Below are 19,722 nucleotides of genomic sequence, written 5' to 3' on the forward strand. Positions count from 1 at the left end.
GTTGCCTCCGTGGCCGAACTCCTTGCGGAGCACCCCGGCACGGATGGGGGCAGCAGGTGTGGATTCACCGGTGACGTCCGGTGTGGACGGGCTCCCGCGCACGCAGGCGGCAGGAATCCGGTCGATTATAGCCCGCTGGGGGCGTCCGTTGCAATTGCAGGGTCAGTTGCGGCCAGATCGACCTCGCGGCCGTCCTGCAGGCGGGCCCGGAAGTGGCCGCCCACATAACCATCGGGGCGGGCAGGCAGGGGCCAGCGGCGTTCATGGCCTGCGAGGATGTAGCCGGCCAGCCCGGCCACCAGCAGCGACGATTGGCCGTCGGCCGCTGTGAACCGCAGATCGTGCAGGCGGCCATGCAGCGTACTGGAATTGCTGAGTCGCAGCATGGCCTGAGGCCCATGTGCCTCGACGCGGGCCTGCAGCCGGGCATGCAGCGCTGGCGCCGCTGGGCCGCGGAACAACGGCAGCGAGTAGCGGGGCAATCCCGGCAAGGCCGGCGCCAGTACGATCCGATAGGCCTGTTCACCCACCGATGCTGGCGGACCGCCTGGCAGCAGCCAGACGCGCTGGGTGCTGCCAGGGGCCAGGTCCAGCCGCGCGGGGCTGACCCGGATCCGGTCGCTGGGCTGCAGTCGTTCGGCGTCCAGTTGCTGCTCCCAGGCCAGCACCTGCACCTGGCCCTGCCAGCGGCCGGGCCCCGGATTGCGCAGCCGTAGTTCGGCGCGGCCGCCTTCGGCGGGTAGCTGCAGGGTGGTCGGCAACAGCTCCAGCGCCGCCGAGGGCTGCGCCAGCAGCAGTCCAAGCAGGATCAGCAGCGCGCGCATCAGTAGATGAGGGTCACGGAGGGCATTGCGCTGTCGTCTGTCGCCGGTGGTGCGAGGTCGCGGACCTGGGGCGGCACCTTGGGGGCGTCACTGCGCTGGTGTGGCGCCGCGCAACGGGGAGCGCCGGCATCGTCGCTGCAGGATTCGACCACGGTCAGCCGGATCTGCAGCGTGCTGCTGCGCGGTTCGGCGCGGGCCGGCGTGCTGGCGACCAGCATCGCCCCGATCAGAAATGCGCGAATCACCTGCCAACCACCGTGCTGAAAGACCTTGCTGCGCGGTATCGGCCGGATGCGCCGCAACTGTAGCGCCGAGCCCGCGCTCGGCACGGCCTTCGTCCGGTGGGTGCCGACCGTTGGTCGGTACGCAGGTCAGTAGGTGATCGTCACCGTCACCAGGTCGTTGTAGGTGCCGGCCGGGGGCTGGCCGGTGACCGGCGGTACCCGGCCGTAGATGGTCAGCTGCTGTGCGCTTCCGGTGCCGGTGCTGCTGGCCGTGTCGACCGTCAGGGTGTTGCCCCAGCGCTGGCTTCGTGCCGGATCCCGGTACAGCTCGTAGGGCAGGTAGTAGGTGCCGCTGCCGATGGTGGTGGCCATGCGCCGGGTGGTGGTGGCGGCGGGATTGTTCTGGCCGTTGTTCAGGCCGACCTGGAAGGCGGTGTTCTTCAGGCAGGTCAGGGTCAGGGTGGCGGTCTGGTCGATGTTGGCCGGGATGCCGCCGGTGACGTTGCCGAAATTCATGTTGGTGGTGACGTAGCTGCCGCATTGCGGCAGCACGTTGGCGGTGGCGGTGAAACTGAAGGCCGCGCTCGCGCTGTTGGTACCGGTGGCGCCGCCGTTGCAGGTGGCGGGAACGGTGGCGGTGCCGAGCAGGACTTCGTTCCAGGCCCAGGTCAGCACCACGCTGGCGCCGCTGAAGGTGCTGCTGTACGCGCCGGAGGCCAGGACCTGGTTGGCCGGAATCTGACCGAACAGCTGCACAGTCTGCGCACCACTGCCGCCGGTCAGCAGCGGTACGTTGTAGCTCATGGTCAGCTCCTGCGCTGGCGGCGTGCCGCGCGGGACCAGGCCAGTGACCTGGCCGAAGCTGGCGTTGTTATATAGCTGGAAATTCATCGTGTCGCCGGTGGAGGTGGCCATCGTGCGGAACGTGGAACTGCTGCCGCCGCCACTGCCTGCGCCGATGCCCACGCAGACGCGCACGCCGGTGGTGGCCAGCAGGCTCAGCGCGGCGGTGGTGCAGGTCACCGTGATGTTGAGGTTGGCCGTGCTCGGGCCGGGTGCATTGCTGTTGATGTTGCCGAACGGCAGGGTCGGATTGGCGACCGCCGTGCAGACCGCGGTGGCACCGGCCGGCGCCGCTGCCAGCAGGCCGGCCCACAGCAGCAGGACGAGCAGCGGCACCCTCATGGCGCCACCTCCGGAATGCACTGCTGCGGTGCCGGCTTCGGGCGGGCACCGGACGCCACCACCTTGGGCGGGTCCGGTACCTTCACCCGGCACGGGCCATGGCTGGTGGTGACGTACAGCACGCTGCCGGCGGCGACGTCTTCCAGATAGAGCAGGCCGTCGTAGCCGACCGTGGCCTGGCGACCGTCAGGCAGCTGCACCTCGCTGCCCACCTCCAGAGGCTGGCCGTCCATGGCCAGCAGGGTCAGGCTCAGTGACGACCGCGAACGCAGCTGGAAGGTCACGCGGGTGCCGGCGCGCTGGCGCGGCGTGATCCAGTCCTCGATGCGGTCGGCACGCATGTCTTCGGGCAGGTCCAGGGTGTCGATCGAGACCCGGTTGCGCTGCCAGGACAGCAACGGACTGACCAGCAGCAGGCCGCGATCGTCGGTGACACCGATCAGGCGGTTCTCCAGCCGCACCGGGACGCCGCCGACGCCATTGGTGCTGATCACCGCGAACGCATCGGATACCTCGCGCGTGGCGAAGGCGTGCCCGCCCATCCACACCAGGCTGCCGCTGGCACTGGCGTAGGCATGGTTGAGCCCGCCCGGGCGCGAGGCACCGAAAGAATAGCGGCCGACATCGTTGAGGATGCCGACCTCGGCCAGGCCGCCGTTGCCGTCCTCGCCGTGGCGCAGCTGCGCGCGCCAGCCGACGCCGCCGGCGCTGCCATCGCCGGGCACCGGCTGGGTCACGTCCGCGACCCAGCTCTGGCTGTCGCCGTTGCGCTGGCTGGAGAGGCTGGCCTGGCGATTGTTGCCCAGGCTGGCAGTCATCGACAGGTAGATGCTGCGGTCATCGCTGCGGTCGAGGTTCTGGTTCACTGACAGGTAGGCCGACCAGCGTTGGCTCCAGGTGCGCGACCAGAACAGGCTGGCATAGCGATTGTCGTCGCCGTCGGGGTAGCGCAGGCGCAGATAGCTGGTGCTGAGCGTGCCCAGCCGCAGCAGGTCCAGGCCGACCGTGGCCTGCTCGCTGATGCTTGGTGGCAGGTTGCCCTGCAGCGCGCCCAGGTCGCGGTAGTCGCCGTGGCTGCGCACGCTGCGCAGATTGACGTTGAAGCGACGGTTGTTCCAGCTGTAGCCCAGCGCCCATTGCCCACCCTGCAGGCCGTGGTAGTCACTGTGCGCATAGGCGGCATTGAACACACCGGCGGCGCCGAGCAACCACCAGCCGCCAATGCCGCCCTGGGCCAGGCCGCCGCCGCCTTCGGCATGCGCCTCGCCGGTGAACGTGTCGGTGACACCGCCGCGCCAGCTGGCGCTGGCCACCGTGCGATCGTCATAGGCGAAGGAGCGCTCGCCGAAGTCCCGGCGCAGGTGGCCGACGCCGACCGACCAGTCCGACAGGCCCTTGGCCAGCAGCTGCTGGGTGCCGTAGAAGCTGAAGTCCAGCGTCTGCATGCGGCCGAATGCGTCGGTCACCACCACCTGCGCGTTGCCGGTGCCGCTGATGCCGGGCTGTGCTGCGAGCTGGAAGGGACCGACCGGCACCTGCCCGCTGTACTGGCGCAGGCCATCGACATACAGCTCGACCGTGGAGGGCACCACGGCCTGGCCGAGGAAACTCGGCGTGGGTGTCAGCACGCGGTAGGGCTGCAGGCCATAGTTGCGGCCGATCTGCAGGCCACCCAGGCGCACGGGGCGGGTCCAGTCGACGAACCCGCTGTAGAGATCGCCGATCTCCAGGGTCGTTGCGTTATCGGGGAAATCCAGGCTCCAGCGCGTGTCCAGGCGCACGCTCTCGCCGCGCCAATGGCGGTCGCCGGGTTGCCGGTAGCGGCGGCTGATGGCGGTGTTCTCGAAAGTGCCATTGCCGATGCCGAATACGCGCAGCTCCGAGCTCAGGCTGAGGTTGCCGAGCGTGTCCACCCGGCTGCCGTAGACGTTGTAGTTGAGCAGCACGCCGGGCGAGGCGCTGCCGGTGGGGGCGCGCGTCTGCGGGCGGCTGAGCACGGTGGTCGGCAGTGTCAGCTGGTCCAGCGGCACGTCAAGCGCCAGGGTCTGCATGTGGGCGTCGTAGCGCACCACTGCACCGCTGATCTGGTCCAGGTAGACCGGTGCATCGCCGCTGGCGTTGAAGCCGAGCTGGCGCAGCACTTCGGGGCTGGCCTGCAGCCGGCCACGGTTCTCGGTGAACGGCAGCAGGCCGCGCGGCGTGCTGTTGAGCGACACATCCAGGTACAGCGTCTGGCTGGCGGTCAGTGGGGTGGGGGCGGGCAGGATCGCATCGGCCGACACGCCGGATACATCAGCCGCCGTGGCCACGCCGGACACATCGGCGGCCTCGGTCGCCGCGGGAGCCAGGGCAGCCAGCAACGCGCCCATCAACGCCTCAGCGAGCCGGTGGGGGCGACAGTGGCGTCTGTTCCGACTCGCCATTGAGCTTGGCCGTGATCTGGTCGTTGTCGCGGTCGATCGCCGTGCGTTCGATCGGCCAGCGCATCACCTGACCGGGCAGTACGTAGCCCAGCAGTCCAGGATGGACGATGCGTGGGCGCGTGGCGCTGCCCAGCGCGAGATCGGCGATCTGAGCGTAACTGTTGCCCGAATTGGCTACTTCGACGCCGTTGCGGCCGTCCGCCAGCTTTACCAGCCGGGCCTGCAGCTGCGGCGCCAGCGTGCCGGCCGAGGGCTGCACGAACACCGGGATCGAATAGCGCAGGACGAACTGCATGCCACCCGCGCGGATGGCCAGGTCGGGCACCTCGTCAACGATCAGGCGGTAATGTTGCTGTGCCGCTGGCGGTTCCTTGTCCGCACGCATGATCCGCACCAGCTGCTGCTGTCCGGCGGCCAGTTCCTGCATCGGCGGAGTGGCCATCAACGCATCGGTGGGCAGCAGCTGTTCCTGGCCGTCCTGCTGCACCCAGCGGAACACGCGTACCTGCAGCTTCACCGGTGAGGTGCCGCTGTTGGTCAGCCACAATTCGCCGGCACGCTGGCGGGCTTCCAGCTGCAGGCTGGTCGGGGCCACCTGCAGGCTGGTGGCGCCGGCGGCCGCGATGGCAAGCAGGTACAGGGCGAGCAGCGCCACGCCGGTGGCGCGCCACGGGCGGGATCCGGCCATGCGGGCGTGCTCCATCAATAGGTGATCGTGGCGGTAACCGTATCCAGGTAGCTACCGGCGGCCGGGTTGTTGGTGCTCAGGTTCAGGATCTGGCCGTAGACGATGTAGGGCACGGCCAGGCCTGTGCCGATGCCGGCCTGGGTGTTGGTGCCGGTTGTGGCGCCCCAGACCAGGGTATGTGCGGCATCCTGGTAGAGCTGGTAGCCGACATAGTTGTTGGCGGTCACCGCCGCATTGGTGTTCTTCATCCGCCGGGTGGTGACGTCGTTGGCGGTGCCGGCATTGGCGCCCGCATTCAGCGAAATCGTGTACGGGGTCAGTGCCGAGCACTGCGCGGTCACCGTGCCCTGGCCCAGGGTGGGCGTGGCGGTGGTCGAGGCCGCGGTGCCGAAGTCCACGTTGGTGGCCGCCGCCGCGGTGATGGTGCAGGCCTTGGTGACCACCAGGGTGACATTGAAGGTGGTGGTATCGGCGGCCAGTGCCGGGCTGGACAGCAGGAACCCGGCCACGGCCCATGCCAGCGGGGATCGAACTGGGGATCGCATGAACAACCTCCCTGACCCGAAGGTCCGTTGAACAAGGCGAAGACGGCACGTTCGGTGCCGCTTTGGCGACGGTGGATCCAGCTTAGGAGGCGTAAGTGTCTGTAATCCGTGATAATTAGGCAGACGAAAGAGCGGAGACCATCACGCTTTCACTTTCCTTGCCGGAACCGTGCATGACCCGGATCGGCAGTTGGGTGGCGTTCGTTCAGATTGCGGCCGGATCGGCGATAATGGGTGCCATGAGCGTGAATCTGAAAACCCCGCAGGAAATCGAGATGATGCGCATCGCCGGCCGCCTGGCCAGCGAAGTGCTCGACATCGTCACCCCCCACGTCAAGCCCGGTGTCACCACCGAGGAACTGGACCGCATCTGCCACGACCACATCGTGAACGTGCAGGGCGCGATTCCGGCCAACGTCGGCTACCGCGGCTTCCCCAAGACCGTGTGCACCTCGGTCAACAATGTCATCTGCCACGGCATCCCCAGTGAAGGGAAGGTGCTCAAGGATGGCGACATCATCAACATCGACGTCACCGTCATCAAGGACGGCTGGCACGGCGACACCAGCCGCATGTACTTCGTCGGCACCCCGTCGGTGATGGCCCGCCGCCTGGTGGAAACCACGTACGAAGCCATGTGGCGCGGCATCCGCGCGGTGCGCCCGGGCGCCACCCTGGGCGACATCGGCCATGCCATCCAGAGCTATGCCGAAGGCGAGCGTTTCAGCGTGGTGCGCGAGTACTGCGGCCACGGCATCGGCAAGGTCTACCACGACGAGCCGCAGGTGGTGCATTACGGCCGCCCGGGCCAGGGCCTGGTGCTGCAGCCGGGCATGACCTTCACCATCGAGCCGATGATCAACGAGGGTACCCGCTACAACAAGGTGCTGCCGGATGGCTGGACCGTGGTGACCAAGGACCGCAAGCTGTCGGCACAGTGGGAGCACATGGTCGCGGTCACCGAGACCGGCGTCGACGTGCTGACGCTGTCGCCGGGCGAGTCGCAGGTTTCCTGACGATGCTGCCGGCGAGTTCGCTGCTGGACACGCCGGCCGCGTCGCTCAACGACCCGGACTGGGCTGCTGCCGCGCGCCAGGCGCTGCAGCAGGCCGACGCGCGCCTGTATCGCCGCTTCGACCAGGGCGACAACATCGAGCGCCTGCTGGCGCTGCGGGCGCGCGCGGCCGACCATCTGATCCGCCTGGCCTGGCAGCGTTGCCTGCCGGCCGACAGCGGCCTGTCGCTGTTCGCGGTCGGTGGCTATGGCCGGGGTGAACTGTTTCCGCGTTCGGACATCGACCTGCTGGTGTTCGGCGACCCGCCCGCACAACGGGCGCATGAAGCGGCATTGGCACGCCTGTTCGCGCTGCTGTGGGACTGCGGATTGGCGGTCAGCCATGCGGTGCGTTCTGCATTGCAGTGCCGCGAGGCGGCGGCTGACCAGACCGTGCTGACCGCGCTGATCGAGGCGCGTCCGATCCTGGCTGATGATGCAGCGCGCCGTGCGCTGCGCGAGGCCATCGACGACCGCGAGCTGTGGCCGGCGCGTGCCTTCTTCCTGGCCAAGCTGGAAGAGCTGCGCAACCGCCACCAGCGCTTCGGCGACACTGCCGACAACCTGGAACCGGATCTCAAGGATGGTCCCGGCGGCCTGCGCGATCTCAACACGCTGGGCTGGATGGCGCTGCGCGCCTTCGGCGTACGCGACCTGGAAGCGCTGGTCGGCCTGGGCCACCTGGGCGCCGACGAAGCGGCTGCGCTGAAGCGCGAGCGTGCGGTGCTGGCGCGGCTGCGCTTCGGCCTGCACCTGGTCGCGCGCCGACCGGAAGAACGGTTGCGCTTCGATTACCAGAAGACCCTGGCCGCGCGCCTGGGCTTCGAAGACGATGCCGAGAATCTCGGTGTCGAGAAAATGATGCAGGGCTTCTACCGCGCCGCACTGGTGGTGCGCCGGATCAGCGACCGCCTGCTGCAGCGCTTCGAGGAGCAGTTCGATGGCGAGGCGCAGCCGGAACCGCTGACCGTAGGCTTCTCCCTGCGCCGCGGCTACCTGGCTGCCAACGAGGCCGACTGGCCGCGCGGTGACATCGGCCAGGTGTTCGCCCTGTTTTCCAGCTGGGCCAACAATCCACAGGTGCGAGGCCTGCATTCGCTGACTGCGCGCGCGCTGGCCGAAGCACTGCCGTTGTTGCCGGCCTACGACCAGGCCGATGCCGATGCACGCGAGCAGTTCCTGTCCCTGCTGCGCGGCCAGCGCCCGGTCGACACGCTTTCGCGCATGGCGCGGCTGGGTGTGCTTGGCCAGTGGATCCCCGCGTTTGCCCAAGTCAGCGGGCGCATGCAGTTCGACCTGTTCCATGTCTATACGGTCGACCAGCACACGCTGATGGTCCTGCGCAACATCGGCCAGTTCGCCAGCAGCCGTGCCGACGAACGCTTCTCGATCGCGCACGAAGTGTGGCCCCGCCTGCGCAAGCCGGAACTGCTGCTGCTGGCCGGCCTGTTCCATGACATCGCCAAGGGCCGCGGCGGCGACCACTCGGAGCTGGGTGCGGTGGACGCGCGTGCGTTCTGCCAGGCGCATGCGCTCAGTGGCACCGATACCGAGCTGGTGGCATGGCTGGTCGAACAGCATCTGCGCATGTCGGTGACCGCGCAGAAGCAGGACATCGCCGATCCGGTGGTGATCCATCGCTTCGCCACCCTGGTCGGCAGCCGCGACCGCCTGGACTACCTGTACCTGCTGACCTGTGCCGACATCGCCGGCACCAGCCCGAAGCTGTGGAATGCCTGGAAGGACCGCCTGCTGGCCGACCTGTACTTCGCCACCCGGCGCGCGCTGCGCGAGGGGCTGGAGCATCCGGTACCGGCCGCCGAACGCGTGGCCGAGGCACGTGACAGCGTGCGCGCACTGGTGCGCGAGCAGGGTTACGACGACGCCACCATCGATCGCCAGTTCGCGGTGATGCCGGATGAGGGCTTCATTCGTCTGCGCCCCGAGCAGCTGGCCTGGCAGGCAGCCGCGCTGGTACCGGTGAAGCAGGGCCAGGCGCTGGTGAAGGTGCGCCGGATCAGTGTGGATGACCCGGCGCTGGAAGTGTTCGTGCACTCGCCCGACCGCGACGGCCTGTTCGCCGCGATCGTGATGACCCTGGACCGCAAGGGCTATGGCATTCACCGCGCACGCGTGCTGGACGGTCCGGCCGATACCATCTTCGATACCTTCGAAGTGAACCCGGCCGACACGTTTGCCGATGGCAGCAGTGCCAACCTGGAGGCGGCGCTGCGCGAGGCACTCAGTGGTGACCTGTCGCGCCTGCGGCCGTCGCGCCGTGTGGTACCTCGGCAACTGCGGCACTTCCGCTTCGCCCCGCGCATCGAGTTCCGCGATGAACCGGGCGCAACCCGTTTTGCCCTGGTCGCTCCCGACCGTCCCGGCCTGCTGGCCGATGTGGCGTTCGTGCTGCGCAACCAGGGCCTGCGCGTGCATGATGCGCGCATTGCCACGTTCGGCGAGCGCGCCGAAGACACCTTCGTGATCAGTGACGAACACGACCTCCCCCTGACTGAACCTGCCCGGCAGCAGCTGCATGACGCAATGCTGGCCTGCCTGGACCCTGATCGAAACGCCGGAGACCCCGCCTGATGGCCACCAAGCCCGCCAAGAAGACCGCCGCGACCCCGAAGAGCGCAGCGGCCCGGAAACCTGCTGCAGCCGCACCGGCCGCAAAGAAGGCCACTGCGCCGAAGAAGGCCGCTGCGGTGAAGGCCCCGGCGAAGAAAACGGCTGCGGTCAAGCGTGCTGTGAAGAAGCCGGCCCCGGCCAAGAGCGCCGAAGCCGTCCGCGCCGAAACCATCGCCCGCAAGTCGCTGCGCAAGCCGTCGGCACCCGGCGTGGAAGAACTCAGGTTCGGCATCGAGAGCGCCTTCGAGCGCCGCGCCACCTTGACCCTGCATGAGCTGGAAGGCTCGACCAGGCCGCTGGTCAACCGCGTGATCGACGGTCTCGAGAGCGGTGAATTCCGCGTCGCCGAGCCGGACGGCCAGGGCGGCTGGAAGGTCAACGAGTGGCTGAAGAAGGCCGTGCTGCTGTATTTCCGTGTCAACGACATGGCGGTGGTCGATGCACGACCGGCACCGTTCTGGGACAAGGTCGAATCGCGCTTCGCCGGCTATGACGAAGCGAAGTTCCGCCGTGGCGGCGTGCGCGTGGTGCCCGGTGCGATCGCCCGCCGCGGCACGTACTTCGGCAAGGACGTAGTGCTGATGCCGAGCTTCACCAACATCGGCGCCTACGTCGGCGAAGGCACCATGGTCGACACCTGGGCCACCGTCGGTTCCTGCGCGCAGATCGGCCAGCACTGCCACCTGTCCGGCGGCGCCGGCATCGGCGGCGTACTGGAGCCGCTGCAGGCCAGCCCGACCATCATCGAGGACCACTGTTTCATTGGTGCGCGTTCGGAAGTGGTGGAAGGCGTGGTGGTCGGCCACCACAGCGTGATCGGCATGGGCGTGTTCCTCAGCCAGAGCACCCGCATCTACAACCGCGCCACCGGCGAGATCAGCTACGGCTACATCCCGCCGTACAGCGTGGTGGTGTCCGGCTCGCTGCCGAGCAAGGACGGCACCCACTCGCTGTACTGCGCGGTGATCGTCAAGCAGGTTGATGCCAAGACCCGCAGCAAGACCAGCGTCAACGACCTGCTGCGCGGCCTGGCCGACTGAAGGTGAGTGCGCCGGAGGACCTGGCGCAGTCCGCGATCTACCTGCATCCGTCCGACAACGCGCTCGGACGGATGCTGCCGCGCCTGCTGCACGCTCCGCGCTGGACCCGGTTGCGCCGGGCACTGTCGCGGCGCTGGCCGATGCCGGTGCTGGCCAGCGACGTGCGCGACGTGATCTACGCGAGCTGGTGGGTCGATGTGCGCCATGCCCCGCCAGTGCCACCTGGCCATCACTACGTGGTCCATGCTGGACGCACGCCTTATACCGTTCTCAGCTATCGCCATGGCCACTTCGGGCCGGCGCTGGCGGGACCGCTGCGCTGCTTGATACCGTCGCCAAGGCAGAGCAACTGGCGCTGGTACCTGCGCCGTGACGATGATCCGGGCGGGACCCCGGTGGTGCTGTTCGATCGCAACGTGATGGATCAGCTGGCCTTCGTCGCCGGCGCGCGCGCTTTCAGCGATGCCATGCAGCCCCACCTGTCCGCGCGCTTCGAGCATGTGGTGCGCGCCGATGGCGATGGGTACACCCTGATCGAAGGCGGGCAGGGGAGTGCGCCTGCGCTGCACCTGCAGTGGCGGGCCGCTGCGGGCTGGGAGGACGGGGCGTGGCGGGGGGCCTTCGGTGGCCATCAGGCCCTGCTGCGCTTCCTGACCTGCCAGGATGAGGCCGTTGCGCGCACCTGTGACCGGCGCTGGGCCAGCACCCGCATCGCGCTGCCGGTGGATGTCGACAGCCTGCAGCCGCTGCAGCTGGAAGGCGAACTGCAGTGCCCGCGCCTGCAGGCGATGGACGTGGCGCTGCACGAGGGGATGGCCTTCCGGCTGCCAAGGGTACCGTTCCGGGTCGTGTCCGAGCGCCTGTTGTGAGATTCTGGGCCTCTGTTTTCCAGCATCACAGATGGCCATGAGCACCACTGTCTACGGTTTGAAGAACTGCGATACCTGCAAGAAGGCGACCAAGTGGCTGGACCGCTTCGGCGTGCCGTACACCTTCGTTGACTACCGCGACAACAAGCCGAGCCCGGAAACACTGCTGGCGTGGGCTGAGCAGCTGGGTGGCCTGGCCGCGATGGTCAACAGGTCCTCCACCACCTGGCGGCAGCTGCCGGACAACCGCAAGGCCGCCGATTCCGAGGCCGAATGGAAGCTGCTGCTGCGCGAGTACCCGCAGCTGATCAAGCGCCCGCTGGTGGTCACCGCCGACGGCACGGTCAGCCAGGGTTTCAGTGACAATGGCTTCAAGGCCCGCTTCGGCGTGGGTGACGCGTGAGCGCGGTCCTCGACCTGACCTGCGAGCTGATCGCACGGCCCTCGGTGACGCCCGATGATGCCGGCTGCCAGGCACTGCTGGCGGCACGCTTGAAGCAGGCCGGGTTCCAGTGCGATCACCTGCGGCTGGGCGAGGTCGACAACCTGTGGGCGACCCATGGCCAGGGCGCGCCGGTACTGGTGTTGCTGGGCCATACCGATGTGGTGCCGACGGGGCCGCGCGAGGCCTGGACCAGCGATCCTTTCACGCCGACGATCCGTGATGGCGTGCTGTATGGTCGCGGCACCGCCGACATGAAGGGCAGCGTGGCGGCGTTCGTGGTGGCGGCCGAGCAGTTCGTTGCCGCGCATCCCGATCACCCCGGCACGCTGGCGGTGCTGCTGACCAGCGACGAGGAGGGCGATGCCATCGATGGCGTGCGCCACGTCGCACGGCTGTTCGCCGAGCGCGGCCAACGCATCGACTGGTGCATCACCGGCGAGCCGTCGTCGACCGCGACGCTCGGTGACCTGCTGCGCGTGGGTCGTCGTGGCAGCCTGTCGGCCAAGCTGCGGGTGCAGGGCGTACAGGGCCATGTGGCGTACCCGGAGAAGGCACGCAACCCGATCCACCAGGCGGCGCCCGCCCTGGCCGAGTTGAGCGCACGGCGCTGGGATGGCGGCTACGAGAGTTTCCCGCCGACCAGCCTGCAGGTCTCCAACATCCATGCCGGTACGGGCGCCAACAATGTGATTCCCGGCGAGCTCGAAGTGGATTTCAACATCCGCTACAACCCGCATTGGGATGCGCCGAAACTGGAAGCGGAGATCACCGCGCTGCTGGATCGGCATGCCCTGCAGTACACGCTGAAGTGGCATCGCAGCGGCGAACCGTTCTACACCCCGGAAGGCACCCTGCGCGCCACTGCGCGTGCGGTACTGGCCGAGCACATCGGCCGCGCACCGGAGGAAAGCACTGGCGGCGGCACGTCCGATGCCCGCTTCATCGCGCCATTGGGCGCGCAGTGCATCGAAGTGGGGCCGGTCAACGCCAGCATCCATCAGGTGGATGAGAACGTGCGCCTGGACGATCTGGAAGCGTTGCCGGGGCTGTACCAGAACCTGGTGGAACGGCTGCTGGTGTGAGGACGGTGGGGTGAGAATGGTGGGTGCCGACCGTTGGTCGGCACGCATCCCGCCGGGGCTGCATCCCTGTAGAGCCGAGCCATGCTCGGCTGGTTTTGCCCGGCAGAAGCAGCCGAGCATGGCTCGGCTCTACTATTCCGAAAAGAGGAAGAACGGCGGCTCGACCACCTTCTTCCAGTAACTCGGCGCGGCCATGTAGAAGTGCTGCGCTTCGGCCCTGGCGAACCAGTGCGCCGCCGCGTCGGTGTCCTTCTCCATGCCCGGCGCACCGCGGCCCAGCAGCAGCCCGGCGAAGTACTGGCCGAACACATTGCCCTTCGCACCGGCGCGCTGGTACAGCTGCAGCGCACGCGCAGGATCGCGTGGCAGGCCTACGCCCTTTTCCAGCAGCGCGCCCAGATCGACCTGTGCGTCGGCATCGCCACGCTCGGCGCGACGCTGGATCTGCGCAACCCGTGGATGCACGGTGTCACCCTGTGCGGCGACCGCATCCGGCCGTCGTGAAGATGAACCCGGATAGCGCTCGTAGATCATTCCGCGCAGGTCCCAGCGCAGTGCCTGTTGCGCGTCGCCTTGCTGGCGATAGGCCTTGGCGAGTTCGTGGAACGCATGGGGATGCCGTGGTCGGCGGCCGCCAGATAGGCACGTTCACCGCGTCGCCAGGACGCGCGCAGCACCGGTGCCGGGTTGATGTAGGGGCTGTCGGCATGGCGCAGCGTGCCGGAGATCCAGATCCTGCCCAGTGCTTCTTCCGCCCTGGTGTTGTGGAAGGTCCAGGGCGTGACCGCTGCGGCGCGCTCGTAGTAGTCGATGGCGCGCGGATCGTTGAAGTGCTCGAAGGTCTGCGCGGTATCAAAGGCACCCTCGAAGCTGCCGTCGGTGCCGCGTTGTTCCAGGCCCCGCAGCTGAGCCGGCGGCAGGGGCGACGGCCGGGGCAGGGTCTGGCAGGCGGCCAGGCCCAGGCAGGGCAGGGCGGCCAGCGCGGTGTTGCATTTCCATTACTTGTTTCACGGCGGGCCATTATGCGCGCCGGGGAGTGGTTGCCAACGCAACGGTTGCGCCGTGCCGGAAACCGGGGTAGGGTCGATGCCATGTCGATCCGCCTGGCCACCGCCGTCAATAACAACAACCGCAATAATCTGCGCGCGAATAATCGTGCGCGGCCGATGCGGGACTGCGCCCTGGGTAGATAGACAGCAACACACGCCCGGACACCAGAAAACCCGCATCGGTCGATGCGGGTTTTTTTGTGCCCGGGCGCAGCCCCACCCGGGCCTGGATGGCCGGTCGAACACCCTCCCACCCGTGAAATTCCCCCAACAGGAGCTCCCCCATGTGTTCGATCTTCGGAATCTTCGGCCTGCAGGCCGGTGACGATCTTCCGGCCCTGCGCCGCCATGCGCTGGAACTGTCGCAGCGCCAGCGCCACCGCGGCCCGGACTGGAGCGGCGTGTATCTTGACGAAGGTGCGCTGCTGGTCCACGAGCGGCTGGCCATCGTCGACCCGGCCGGCGGCTCGCAACCGCTGCTGTCGGCCGACGGCCAGCTGGCGCTGGCGGTCAACGGCGAGATCTACAACCACCAGCAACTGAAGGCCGCACTGACCACCGCCTATGACTTCCAGACCGGTTCGGACTGTGAAGTGATCAATGCGCTGTACCGCCAGGGCGCTTCGCCGGCGCAGTGGCTGGAGCAGCTCAATGGCATCTTCGCGTTCGCGCTGTGGGACCGTGGTGCCGGTCGTGTGCTGGTGGCGCGCGACCCGGTCGGCGTGGTGCCGCTGTACTGGGGCCACGATGCCCAGGGACGTCTGCGAGTGGCCTCGGAAATGAAGGCACTGGTCGATACCTGTGCCGACGTCGCCCAGTTCCCGCCGGGCCACTATTTCGACAGTGCCAGCGGTGAGCTGGTGCGCTACTACCAGCAGCCGTGGCGCGACTACGCTGACGTGCAGGGTCGCCAGGCCGATCTGGCCGAGCTGCGCATGGCCTTCGAGCATGCGGTGGAACGCCAGCTGATGAGCGATGTGCCGTACGGCGTGCTGCTGTCTGGTGGCCTGGACTCGTCGCTGGTGGCGGCGGTGGCCGCGCGCTATGCGCGCCGTCGCATCGAGGATGGGGGGCAGACCGAAGCCTGGTGGCCGCGCCTGCACTCGTTAGCGATCGGCTTGAAGGGCTCTCCCGATCTGGCCGCCGCTGCAATCGCCGCCGAAGCGCTGGGCACCGTGCATCACGGCTTCGAGTACACGTTTGAGGAAGGCCTCGACGCGCTGCCGGAGGTGATCCGCCATATCGAAACCTACGACGTCACCACCATCCGCGCATCGACGCCGATGTTCCTGCTGGCACGGCGGATCAAGGCAATGGGGGTGAAGATGGTGCTTTCCGGCGAGGGCAGCGACGAGATCTTTGGTGGCTACCTGTATTTCCACAAGGCGCCGGATGCGCGTGAATTCCACGACGAACTGGTACGCAAGCTCGACGCGCTGCACAACTACGACTGCCTGCGCGCCAACAAGTCGATGATGGCCTGGGGCGTGGAGCCGCGTGTGCCGTTCCTGGATCGCGAATTTCTCGATGTGGCGATGCGCTTCGACGCCGCGCACAAGATGGTCGGTGCGGGCTTTGGTGGCCGCCGCATCGAGAAGGCGGTGCTGCGCGAGGCGTTCGAAGGCTACCTGCCGGACAGCATCCTGTGGCGGCAGAAGGAGCAGTTCAGCGATGGCGTTGGCTATGGCTGGATCGACGGGCTGAAGGCGCATGCCGAAGCTCAGGTGAGCGACCGTGTGCTGGCAGCGGCCGACAAGCGCTTCCCGCACAACCCGCCGCAGACCAAGGAGGCCTACTACTACCGTCATCTGTTCGAGCAGTTCTTCCCGAGCCGTGCGGCCGCCGAGACCGTGCCGGGTGGCAAGTCCATCGCCTGCTCGTCGCCGGCGGCGATCGCGTGGGATGCCAGCTTCGCCGCAGCTGCAGATCCGTCGGGGCGCGCGATCGCTGGCGTGCACGAGCAGGCACTGGCGTAAGCCCCGAAAAAGGGACGGAGGGGGGCCGGGGCGCTTGTGCCACTAACGACTTAATCCCCTCCGTCCCCTTTTTGTATGATCGCCCCCCTGCACATTGGGGAATGTTCATGGACGTACACAGCGGGGGCCCGGCGCCACCGACGAAGTGGGGATGGCGCTACCTGGCCTGGGCCGGGGTCCCGCTGCTGGCTGGCGTGCTGCTGGCCCGTTATGCCGGGCCGGCGGCGCCCGAGGCTGTTGCCCGCGCTACGGCCACGGCCGAAGCCACCTGGGTGCAGCATCTGGCGTCGCCGCTGGGCCTGTTCCTGCTGCAGCTGCTGGTACTGCTGCTGGTGGCCAAGGGCGCGGGGGCGCTGCTCAAGCGCATGGGACAGCCGGCGGTGATCGGCGAAATGGCCGCCGGCCTGATGATGGGCCCATTGATGCTCGGCAGCCTGTTGCCGCCGCTGCATGGAGCCCTGTTCCCGCCCAGCTCGCTGGGCCCGCTGGGCATGCTCAGCCAGTTGGGTGTGCTGATGTTCCTGCTGGTGGCCGGTGCCGAGCTGGACCTGGCGGCGCTGCGTGGACGCCGGCGTTTTGCCTTTACGGTCAGCCATGCCGGCATCGCGGTGCCGTTCGTGCTTGGCGTCGCCCTGGCGATCTGGCTGTACCCGCAGCACGGTCCGCAGGGCGTGGGCTTCACCGCATTCGCACTTTTCGTTGGCATATCGATGAGCATCACGGCCTTCCCTGTGTTGCTGCGCATCCTTGCCGACCGCGGTATCACGCAGGCGCCACTGGGGCAGACCGCGATTGCCTGCGCTGCATTGGGTGATGCCACCGCGTGGTGCCTGCTGGCGCTGATCGTGGCGGCTGCACAGGCCAGCGGATGGCTGCCGGCCAGCCTCAACCTGCTGTGCGTAGTCGCCTTCGTGGCGCTGATGCTGGGGCTGGTGAAGCCGTGGTTCGCCCGCCAGCAGATCGCGCCGGGTGGTGAGGGACGCTGGCTGCTCGGCATCCTGCTGCTGTCGCTGGCCAGTGCCCTGGTCACCGAGATGCTCGGCATCCATGCGCTGTTCGGTGCGTTCGCGGCTGGCGTGGCGGTGTCGTCAAATGTGCAGTTGCGCGAGCTGCTGATGGCGCGCGTCGAACCGTTCGCGGTGACGCTGCTGCTGCCGCTGTTCTTCGCCATGACCGGGCTGCGCATGCGCGCCGATACGCTGCAGGCCAGCGATGCCCTGTTGTGCGTGGTGGTGATCGCGGTAGCCACGACCGGCAAGCTGCTGGGCACCTTCAGTGCCGCACGCAGTGCCGGCATGCCCACCCGTGAGGCATGGCGGCTGGGTGCACTGATGAACACCCGTGGCCTGATGGAGCTGATCGTGCTCAACCTGGGTTACGAACTTGGCCTGCTCGGTGACCGCCTGTTCGCGGTGCTGGTGATCATGGCGCTGGTGACAACGGCGATGACCGGGCCAGTGCTGAACCTGATCGAGCGGCGTAGAAGCTGACCCGGTAGCGCCGCGCGGGCATTCTGTAGAGCCGAGCCCATGCTCGGCTCCGCGCCAGAAGCAGCCGAGCATGGGCTCGGCTCTACAGCGTGCAGCGCACCCTCGGGCATGTGGGTGCCGCCGTCAGCGCGCCGGCACCAGCGTCATGGTGTGCTGCGCCTTGCCCGGCAGGAACGGCGTCGGCCGGCCATGCACCCAGTCTTCGTGGCCGGCACCCCAGTAGGGCGACAGTGGATGCCCACTCTGGCCGCCGGGCATGTGCACGATGCCGTCCGCCTCGTGGCCCGGTGAAACCACCATGCGCTCGGAAGCGCCGAAGTTCGGCGTCTGCACGCGCGGCATGTCGCGGTCGCCGGGCAGGCGGTTGGCCGGCATGCACAGCCAGCGTTTGGCGATGTCCGGAAGCGCCCGTGCGATGGGATGGCAGATCGCCGCGGTATTGCGTTCGCCCCAGCTGCGTTTGGCCAGCGGTCCCTGCCTGGTCAGCTCACTTTCGGTACGGCGTGCGGCGTCGATCAGCAGTGCATCCCAGCTGTCGAAGGCCGGTGGCAGCAGATTGGCCGGCCGCTGCTGCAGCATCGGCCAGGCCACGCCTTCCAGCTGCGCCAGTCGCGGCTCCAGATAGTCATCGCCCAGCTGCGCATTGGCCGGTGCCAGCAGTGCATCGGACAGTGTTGCCATCACCTGCGTACGGAACTCGCGCACCACCCGGTAGCTGACCGAGCTAGCCGAGGCACGGCCGTCCCATTGATGGCTGACTTCCTTCAAACGCTTCAGTACAGGGTCGTCACTGCGCTCGATGACGTCGTGCAGCAGGGCCCACCAGCGCTGCAGGAACACCGCGCGATCGTCGAGCTGGATCGCCAGCAGGTCGTGCTCGTCGAAGCGCTCCTGGATCGCCAGCAGGTCACGGATCTGCCGCGCCCGCGCACCCAGGTCATAGCCGCCGTTGCCGACGCTGGCCAGTGCCTCGCCGTCGAGGACGCGTCCATTGGCGGTCCACAGGCGATGGTTGGGGGGGTCAATCAATGCCGGCGAGGCATCGCTGCGGATCGGCCACGGCGCGCAGCCCTGGTTGCTGGCGGCATTGAAGCCGGCCGGTGCACAGCCGGGGCCGCGGTCCGGGCGAGCGCCGATCAGGCGCCAGGCAATGCGCCCGCTGCGATCACCGACCACCAGGTTCTGTGCGGGGATGCCGGCACGGTCGGCGAAGTGCAGTGCACCGTCGAGGTCACCGGCGCGGGCCAGGTCAGCGAAATCCAGGCGTACGGCACCGGGCAGGTGTGCGACCCAGCGTAGGGCGTCGCCACTGCCATCGGCATGGGTATGCAGGATCGGCCCCCAGTCGGTTTCGCGCACCGCGAACAGCACGTCGGCCTGGCCGGCCACGGCGATGCGCTCTTCGTGCACGGTCACGGCGGCGCTGGCCGGTTCCGTGCGATAGTCCGCCGTGTCGATGTAGCTGTTGGTGAAACCCCAGGCGACGTGCCCGTTGCTGCCGACGATCACGGCCGGAAGGCCCGGCAGCGAGAAGCCGGTGACGTCGACCTGGCCGCCAGCGGCCTGCGGGTCGGGATAGCGCAGGCGCACGCGGAACCACAGGCTGGGTGCGCGCAGGCCAAGGTGCATGTCGTCGGCAACAATGGCGCGGCCGTCGGCGGTGAGCGCACCGCCTACCGCGAAGTTGTTGCTGCCGACGGCGTCGGCTTCTTCCTGCCCGGTGCCCGGCGTTCCCTTCAGCGTGCGCAGGTCCAGCTGGCTGGCATCGGGCAGCGTGGCGTTGCCGGTCGGTTCGCCGAACAGCGGTGCATCCCATTCAGTGCCGTCGTGGGCGATCAGTGCGTACAGCGCCGACGGCACCACCGCGCGGATGCGGCTCAGCGCAAGCTCGGTCTGGTTGCCGGGATCCTGCAGGTCGGCGTACATGGCCAGCCCGGTCAGCACGCTGTCGCTGGCCTGCCAGGGCTGCGGTGACTGCCGCAGCAGCAGATAGGCCCACGGGCGCACGGAGAGATCGGCCAGGCCCTTGTTGACGCCATCCACGTAGGCGCGCATGGACGCGCCGTTGTCGCCCAGTGCGGCCTGCAGATTCGCCTCGGTGCGTGCTCGCAGCCGGTGCACGCGCATGCGCTTGTCGGCGTCGATGGCCTTCGGCCCGAACAGCGCCGACAGCTCGCCAGCGGCACTGCGGCGCATC

17 protein-coding genes are annotated in these 19,722 nt (G+C 68.2%); 9 read left to right on the plus strand and 8 right to left on the minus strand.

Going from position 1 to position 19,722, the window contains the following annotated elements; translation table 11 throughout:
* Nucleotides 1-125: 125 nt before the first annotated feature.
* The 6 genes from AB839_RS16455 to AB839_RS16480 all read right to left on the minus strand — a co-directional run bounded on the left by AB839_RS16455 (nucleotide 126) and on the right by AB839_RS16480 (nucleotide 5,889).
* On the minus strand, nucleotides 126-824 hold the full coding sequence (locus tag AB839_RS16455; protein ID WP_061480183.1) for a molecular chaperone: 699 nt from the start codon (nucleotides 822-824) through the stop codon (nucleotides 126-128).
* On the minus strand, nucleotides 824-1,042 hold the full coding sequence (locus tag AB839_RS16460; protein WP_061480195.1) for a hypothetical protein: 219 nt from the start codon (nucleotides 1,040-1,042) through the stop codon (nucleotides 824-826). Before AB839_RS16460 ends, AB839_RS16455 begins: the two co-directional genes overlap by 1 nt.
* Before the next feature lie 153 nt (nucleotides 1,043-1,195).
* On the minus strand, nucleotides 1,196-2,233 hold the full coding sequence (locus tag AB839_RS16465; RefSeq protein ID WP_061480184.1) for a spore coat U domain-containing protein: 1,038 nt from the start codon (nucleotides 2,231-2,233) through the stop codon (nucleotides 1,196-1,198).
* Nucleotides 2,230-4,602 carry a fimbria/pilus outer membrane usher protein gene (locus AB839_RS16470; RefSeq protein WP_061480185.1) on the minus strand — a complete coding sequence of 791 codons (2,373 nt, stop codon included), beginning with the start codon at nucleotides 4,600-4,602 and terminating at the stop codon, nucleotides 2,230-2,232. The genes AB839_RS16465 and AB839_RS16470 overlap by 4 nt, the downstream gene beginning before the upstream one ends.
* Nucleotides 4,603-4,609: 7 nt before the next feature.
* Nucleotides 4,610-5,359, minus strand: coding sequence for a molecular chaperone (locus tag AB839_RS16475; protein ID WP_061480186.1), 750 nt, complete (start codon nucleotides 5,357-5,359; stop codon nucleotides 4,610-4,612).
* Nucleotides 5,359-5,889, minus strand: coding sequence for a spore coat U domain-containing protein (locus tag AB839_RS16480; protein ID WP_061480187.1), 531 nt, complete (start codon nucleotides 5,887-5,889; stop codon nucleotides 5,359-5,361). Before AB839_RS16480 ends, AB839_RS16475 begins: the two co-directional genes overlap by 1 nt.
* A 230-nt stretch (nucleotides 5,890-6,119) precedes the next feature.
* Between AB839_RS16480 and map the strand changes: the two genes are divergently transcribed.
* From map to dapE, 6 genes are read left to right on the plus strand one after another with little or no spacing between them, the layout of a single operon-like run.
* Nucleotides 6,120-6,905, plus strand: coding sequence for a type I methionyl aminopeptidase (gene map, locus AB839_RS16485; protein ID WP_032955117.1), 786 nt, complete (start codon nucleotides 6,120-6,122; stop codon nucleotides 6,903-6,905).
* Between the two features lie 2 nt (nucleotides 6,906-6,907).
* On the plus strand, nucleotides 6,908-9,535 hold the full coding sequence (locus tag AB839_RS16490) for a [protein-PII] uridylyltransferase (protein ID WP_061480188.1): 2,628 nt from the start codon (nucleotides 6,908-6,910) through the stop codon (nucleotides 9,533-9,535).
* Entirely contained in the window at nucleotides 9,535-10,614 is a 1,080-nt protein-coding gene (dapD, locus tag AB839_RS16495) for a 2,3,4,5-tetrahydropyridine-2,6-dicarboxylate N-succinyltransferase (protein WP_061480189.1), read from the plus strand. Before AB839_RS16490 ends, dapD begins: the two co-directional genes overlap by 1 nt.
* Nucleotides 10,615-10,616: 2 nt before the next feature.
* Nucleotides 10,617-11,483, plus strand: coding sequence for a hypothetical protein (locus tag AB839_RS16500; RefSeq protein WP_061480190.1), 867 nt, complete (start codon nucleotides 10,617-10,619; stop codon nucleotides 11,481-11,483).
* A 31-nt stretch (nucleotides 11,484-11,514) separates the two neighbouring features.
* Nucleotides 11,515-11,886, plus strand: coding sequence for an arsenate reductase (locus AB839_RS16505; RefSeq protein WP_172412123.1), 372 nt, complete (start codon nucleotides 11,515-11,517; stop codon nucleotides 11,884-11,886).
* Nucleotides 11,883-13,010, plus strand: coding sequence for a succinyl-diaminopimelate desuccinylase (gene dapE, locus AB839_RS16510; RefSeq protein WP_061480191.1), 1,128 nt, complete (start codon nucleotides 11,883-11,885; stop codon nucleotides 13,008-13,010). Before AB839_RS16505 ends, dapE begins: the two co-directional genes overlap by 4 nt.
* Nucleotides 13,011-13,142: 132 nt before the next feature.
* On the opposite strand, the gene AB839_RS21970 is transcribed toward dapE, so the two are convergent.
* Complete coding sequence (locus AB839_RS21970; protein ID WP_241776796.1) at nucleotides 13,143-13,544, minus strand: hypothetical protein; 402 nt, start codon at nucleotides 13,542-13,544, stop codon at nucleotides 13,143-13,145.
* 296 nt (nucleotides 13,545-13,840) lie between these two features.
* Between AB839_RS21970 and AB839_RS21975 the strand changes: the two genes are divergently transcribed.
* From AB839_RS21975 to AB839_RS16525, 3 genes are all read left to right on the plus strand, one after another.
* On the plus strand, nucleotides 13,841-14,203 hold the full coding sequence (locus tag AB839_RS21975; protein WP_241776797.1) for a hypothetical protein: 363 nt from the start codon (nucleotides 13,841-13,843) through the stop codon (nucleotides 14,201-14,203).
* 140 nt (nucleotides 14,204-14,343) lie between these two features.
* Complete coding sequence (asnB, locus tag AB839_RS16520) at nucleotides 14,344-16,035, plus strand: asparagine synthase B (protein ID WP_061480192.1); 1,692 nt, start codon at nucleotides 14,344-14,346, stop codon at nucleotides 16,033-16,035.
* Between the two features lie 101 nt (nucleotides 16,036-16,136).
* Nucleotides 16,137-17,525 (plus strand): cation:proton antiporter, encoded by a 1,389-nt coding sequence (locus AB839_RS16525; RefSeq protein WP_061480193.1) that lies wholly within the window; start codon nucleotides 16,137-16,139, stop codon nucleotides 17,523-17,525.
* 123 nt (nucleotides 17,526-17,648) lie between these two features.
* Here the strand turns inward: AB839_RS16525 and AB839_RS16530 are convergent.
* A partial coding sequence (locus AB839_RS16530) for a penicillin acylase family protein (protein ID WP_061480194.1) occupies nucleotides 17,649-19,722 on the minus strand: 2,074 nt, incomplete at its 5' end.

This window comes from Stenotrophomonas sp. DDT-1, from assembly GCF_001580555.1.
Classification (GTDB): domain Bacteria; phylum Pseudomonadota; class Gammaproteobacteria; order Xanthomonadales; family Xanthomonadaceae; genus Stenotrophomonas; species Stenotrophomonas sepilia.

What these genes read in the sequence shown, in the direction of transcription:
- AB839_RS16490 (WP_061480188.1), top strand. Translation starts at nt 6,908, where the DNA reads ATGCTGCCGGCGAGTTCGCTGCTGGACACGCCGGCCGCGTCGCTCAAC.
- AB839_RS16470 (WP_061480185.1), bottom strand. Translation starts at nt 4,602, where the DNA reads ATGGGCGCGTTGCTGGCTGCCCTGGCTCCCGCGGCGACCGAGGCCGCC.
- dapD (WP_061480189.1), top strand. Translation starts at nt 9,535, where the DNA reads ATGGCCACCAAGCCCGCCAAGAAGACCGCCGCGACCCCGAAGAGCGCA.
- map (WP_032955117.1), top strand. Translation starts at nt 6,120, where the DNA reads ATGGGTGCCATGAGCGTGAATCTGAAAACCCCGCAGGAAATCGAGATG.
- AB839_RS21970 (WP_241776796.1), bottom strand. Translation starts at nt 13,544, where the DNA reads ATGATCTACGAGCGCTATCCGGGTTCATCTTCACGACGGCCGGATGCG.
- AB839_RS16460 (WP_061480195.1), bottom strand. Translation starts at nt 1,042, where the DNA reads ATGCTGGTCGCCAGCACGCCGGCCCGCGCCGAACCGCGCAGCAGCACG.
- AB839_RS16505 (WP_172412123.1), top strand. Translation starts at nt 11,515, where the DNA reads ATGGCCATGAGCACCACTGTCTACGGTTTGAAGAACTGCGATACCTGC.
- AB839_RS16465 (WP_061480184.1), bottom strand. Translation starts at nt 2,233, where the DNA reads ATGAGGGTGCCGCTGCTCGTCCTGCTGCTGTGGGCCGGCCTGCTGGCA.
- AB839_RS16480 (WP_061480187.1), bottom strand. Translation starts at nt 5,889, where the DNA reads ATGCGATCCCCAGTTCGATCCCCGCTGGCATGGGCCGTGGCCGGGTTC.
- asnB (WP_061480192.1), top strand. Translation starts at nt 14,344, where the DNA reads ATGTGTTCGATCTTCGGAATCTTCGGCCTGCAGGCCGGTGACGATCTT.
- AB839_RS16525 (WP_061480193.1), top strand. Translation starts at nt 16,137, where the DNA reads ATGTTCATGGACGTACACAGCGGGGGCCCGGCGCCACCGACGAAGTGG.
- AB839_RS16455 (WP_061480183.1), bottom strand. Translation starts at nt 824, where the DNA reads ATGCGCGCGCTGCTGATCCTGCTTGGACTGCTGCTGGCGCAGCCCTCG.
- AB839_RS16475 (WP_061480186.1), bottom strand. Translation starts at nt 5,359, where the DNA reads ATGGAGCACGCCCGCATGGCCGGATCCCGCCCGTGGCGCGCCACCGGC.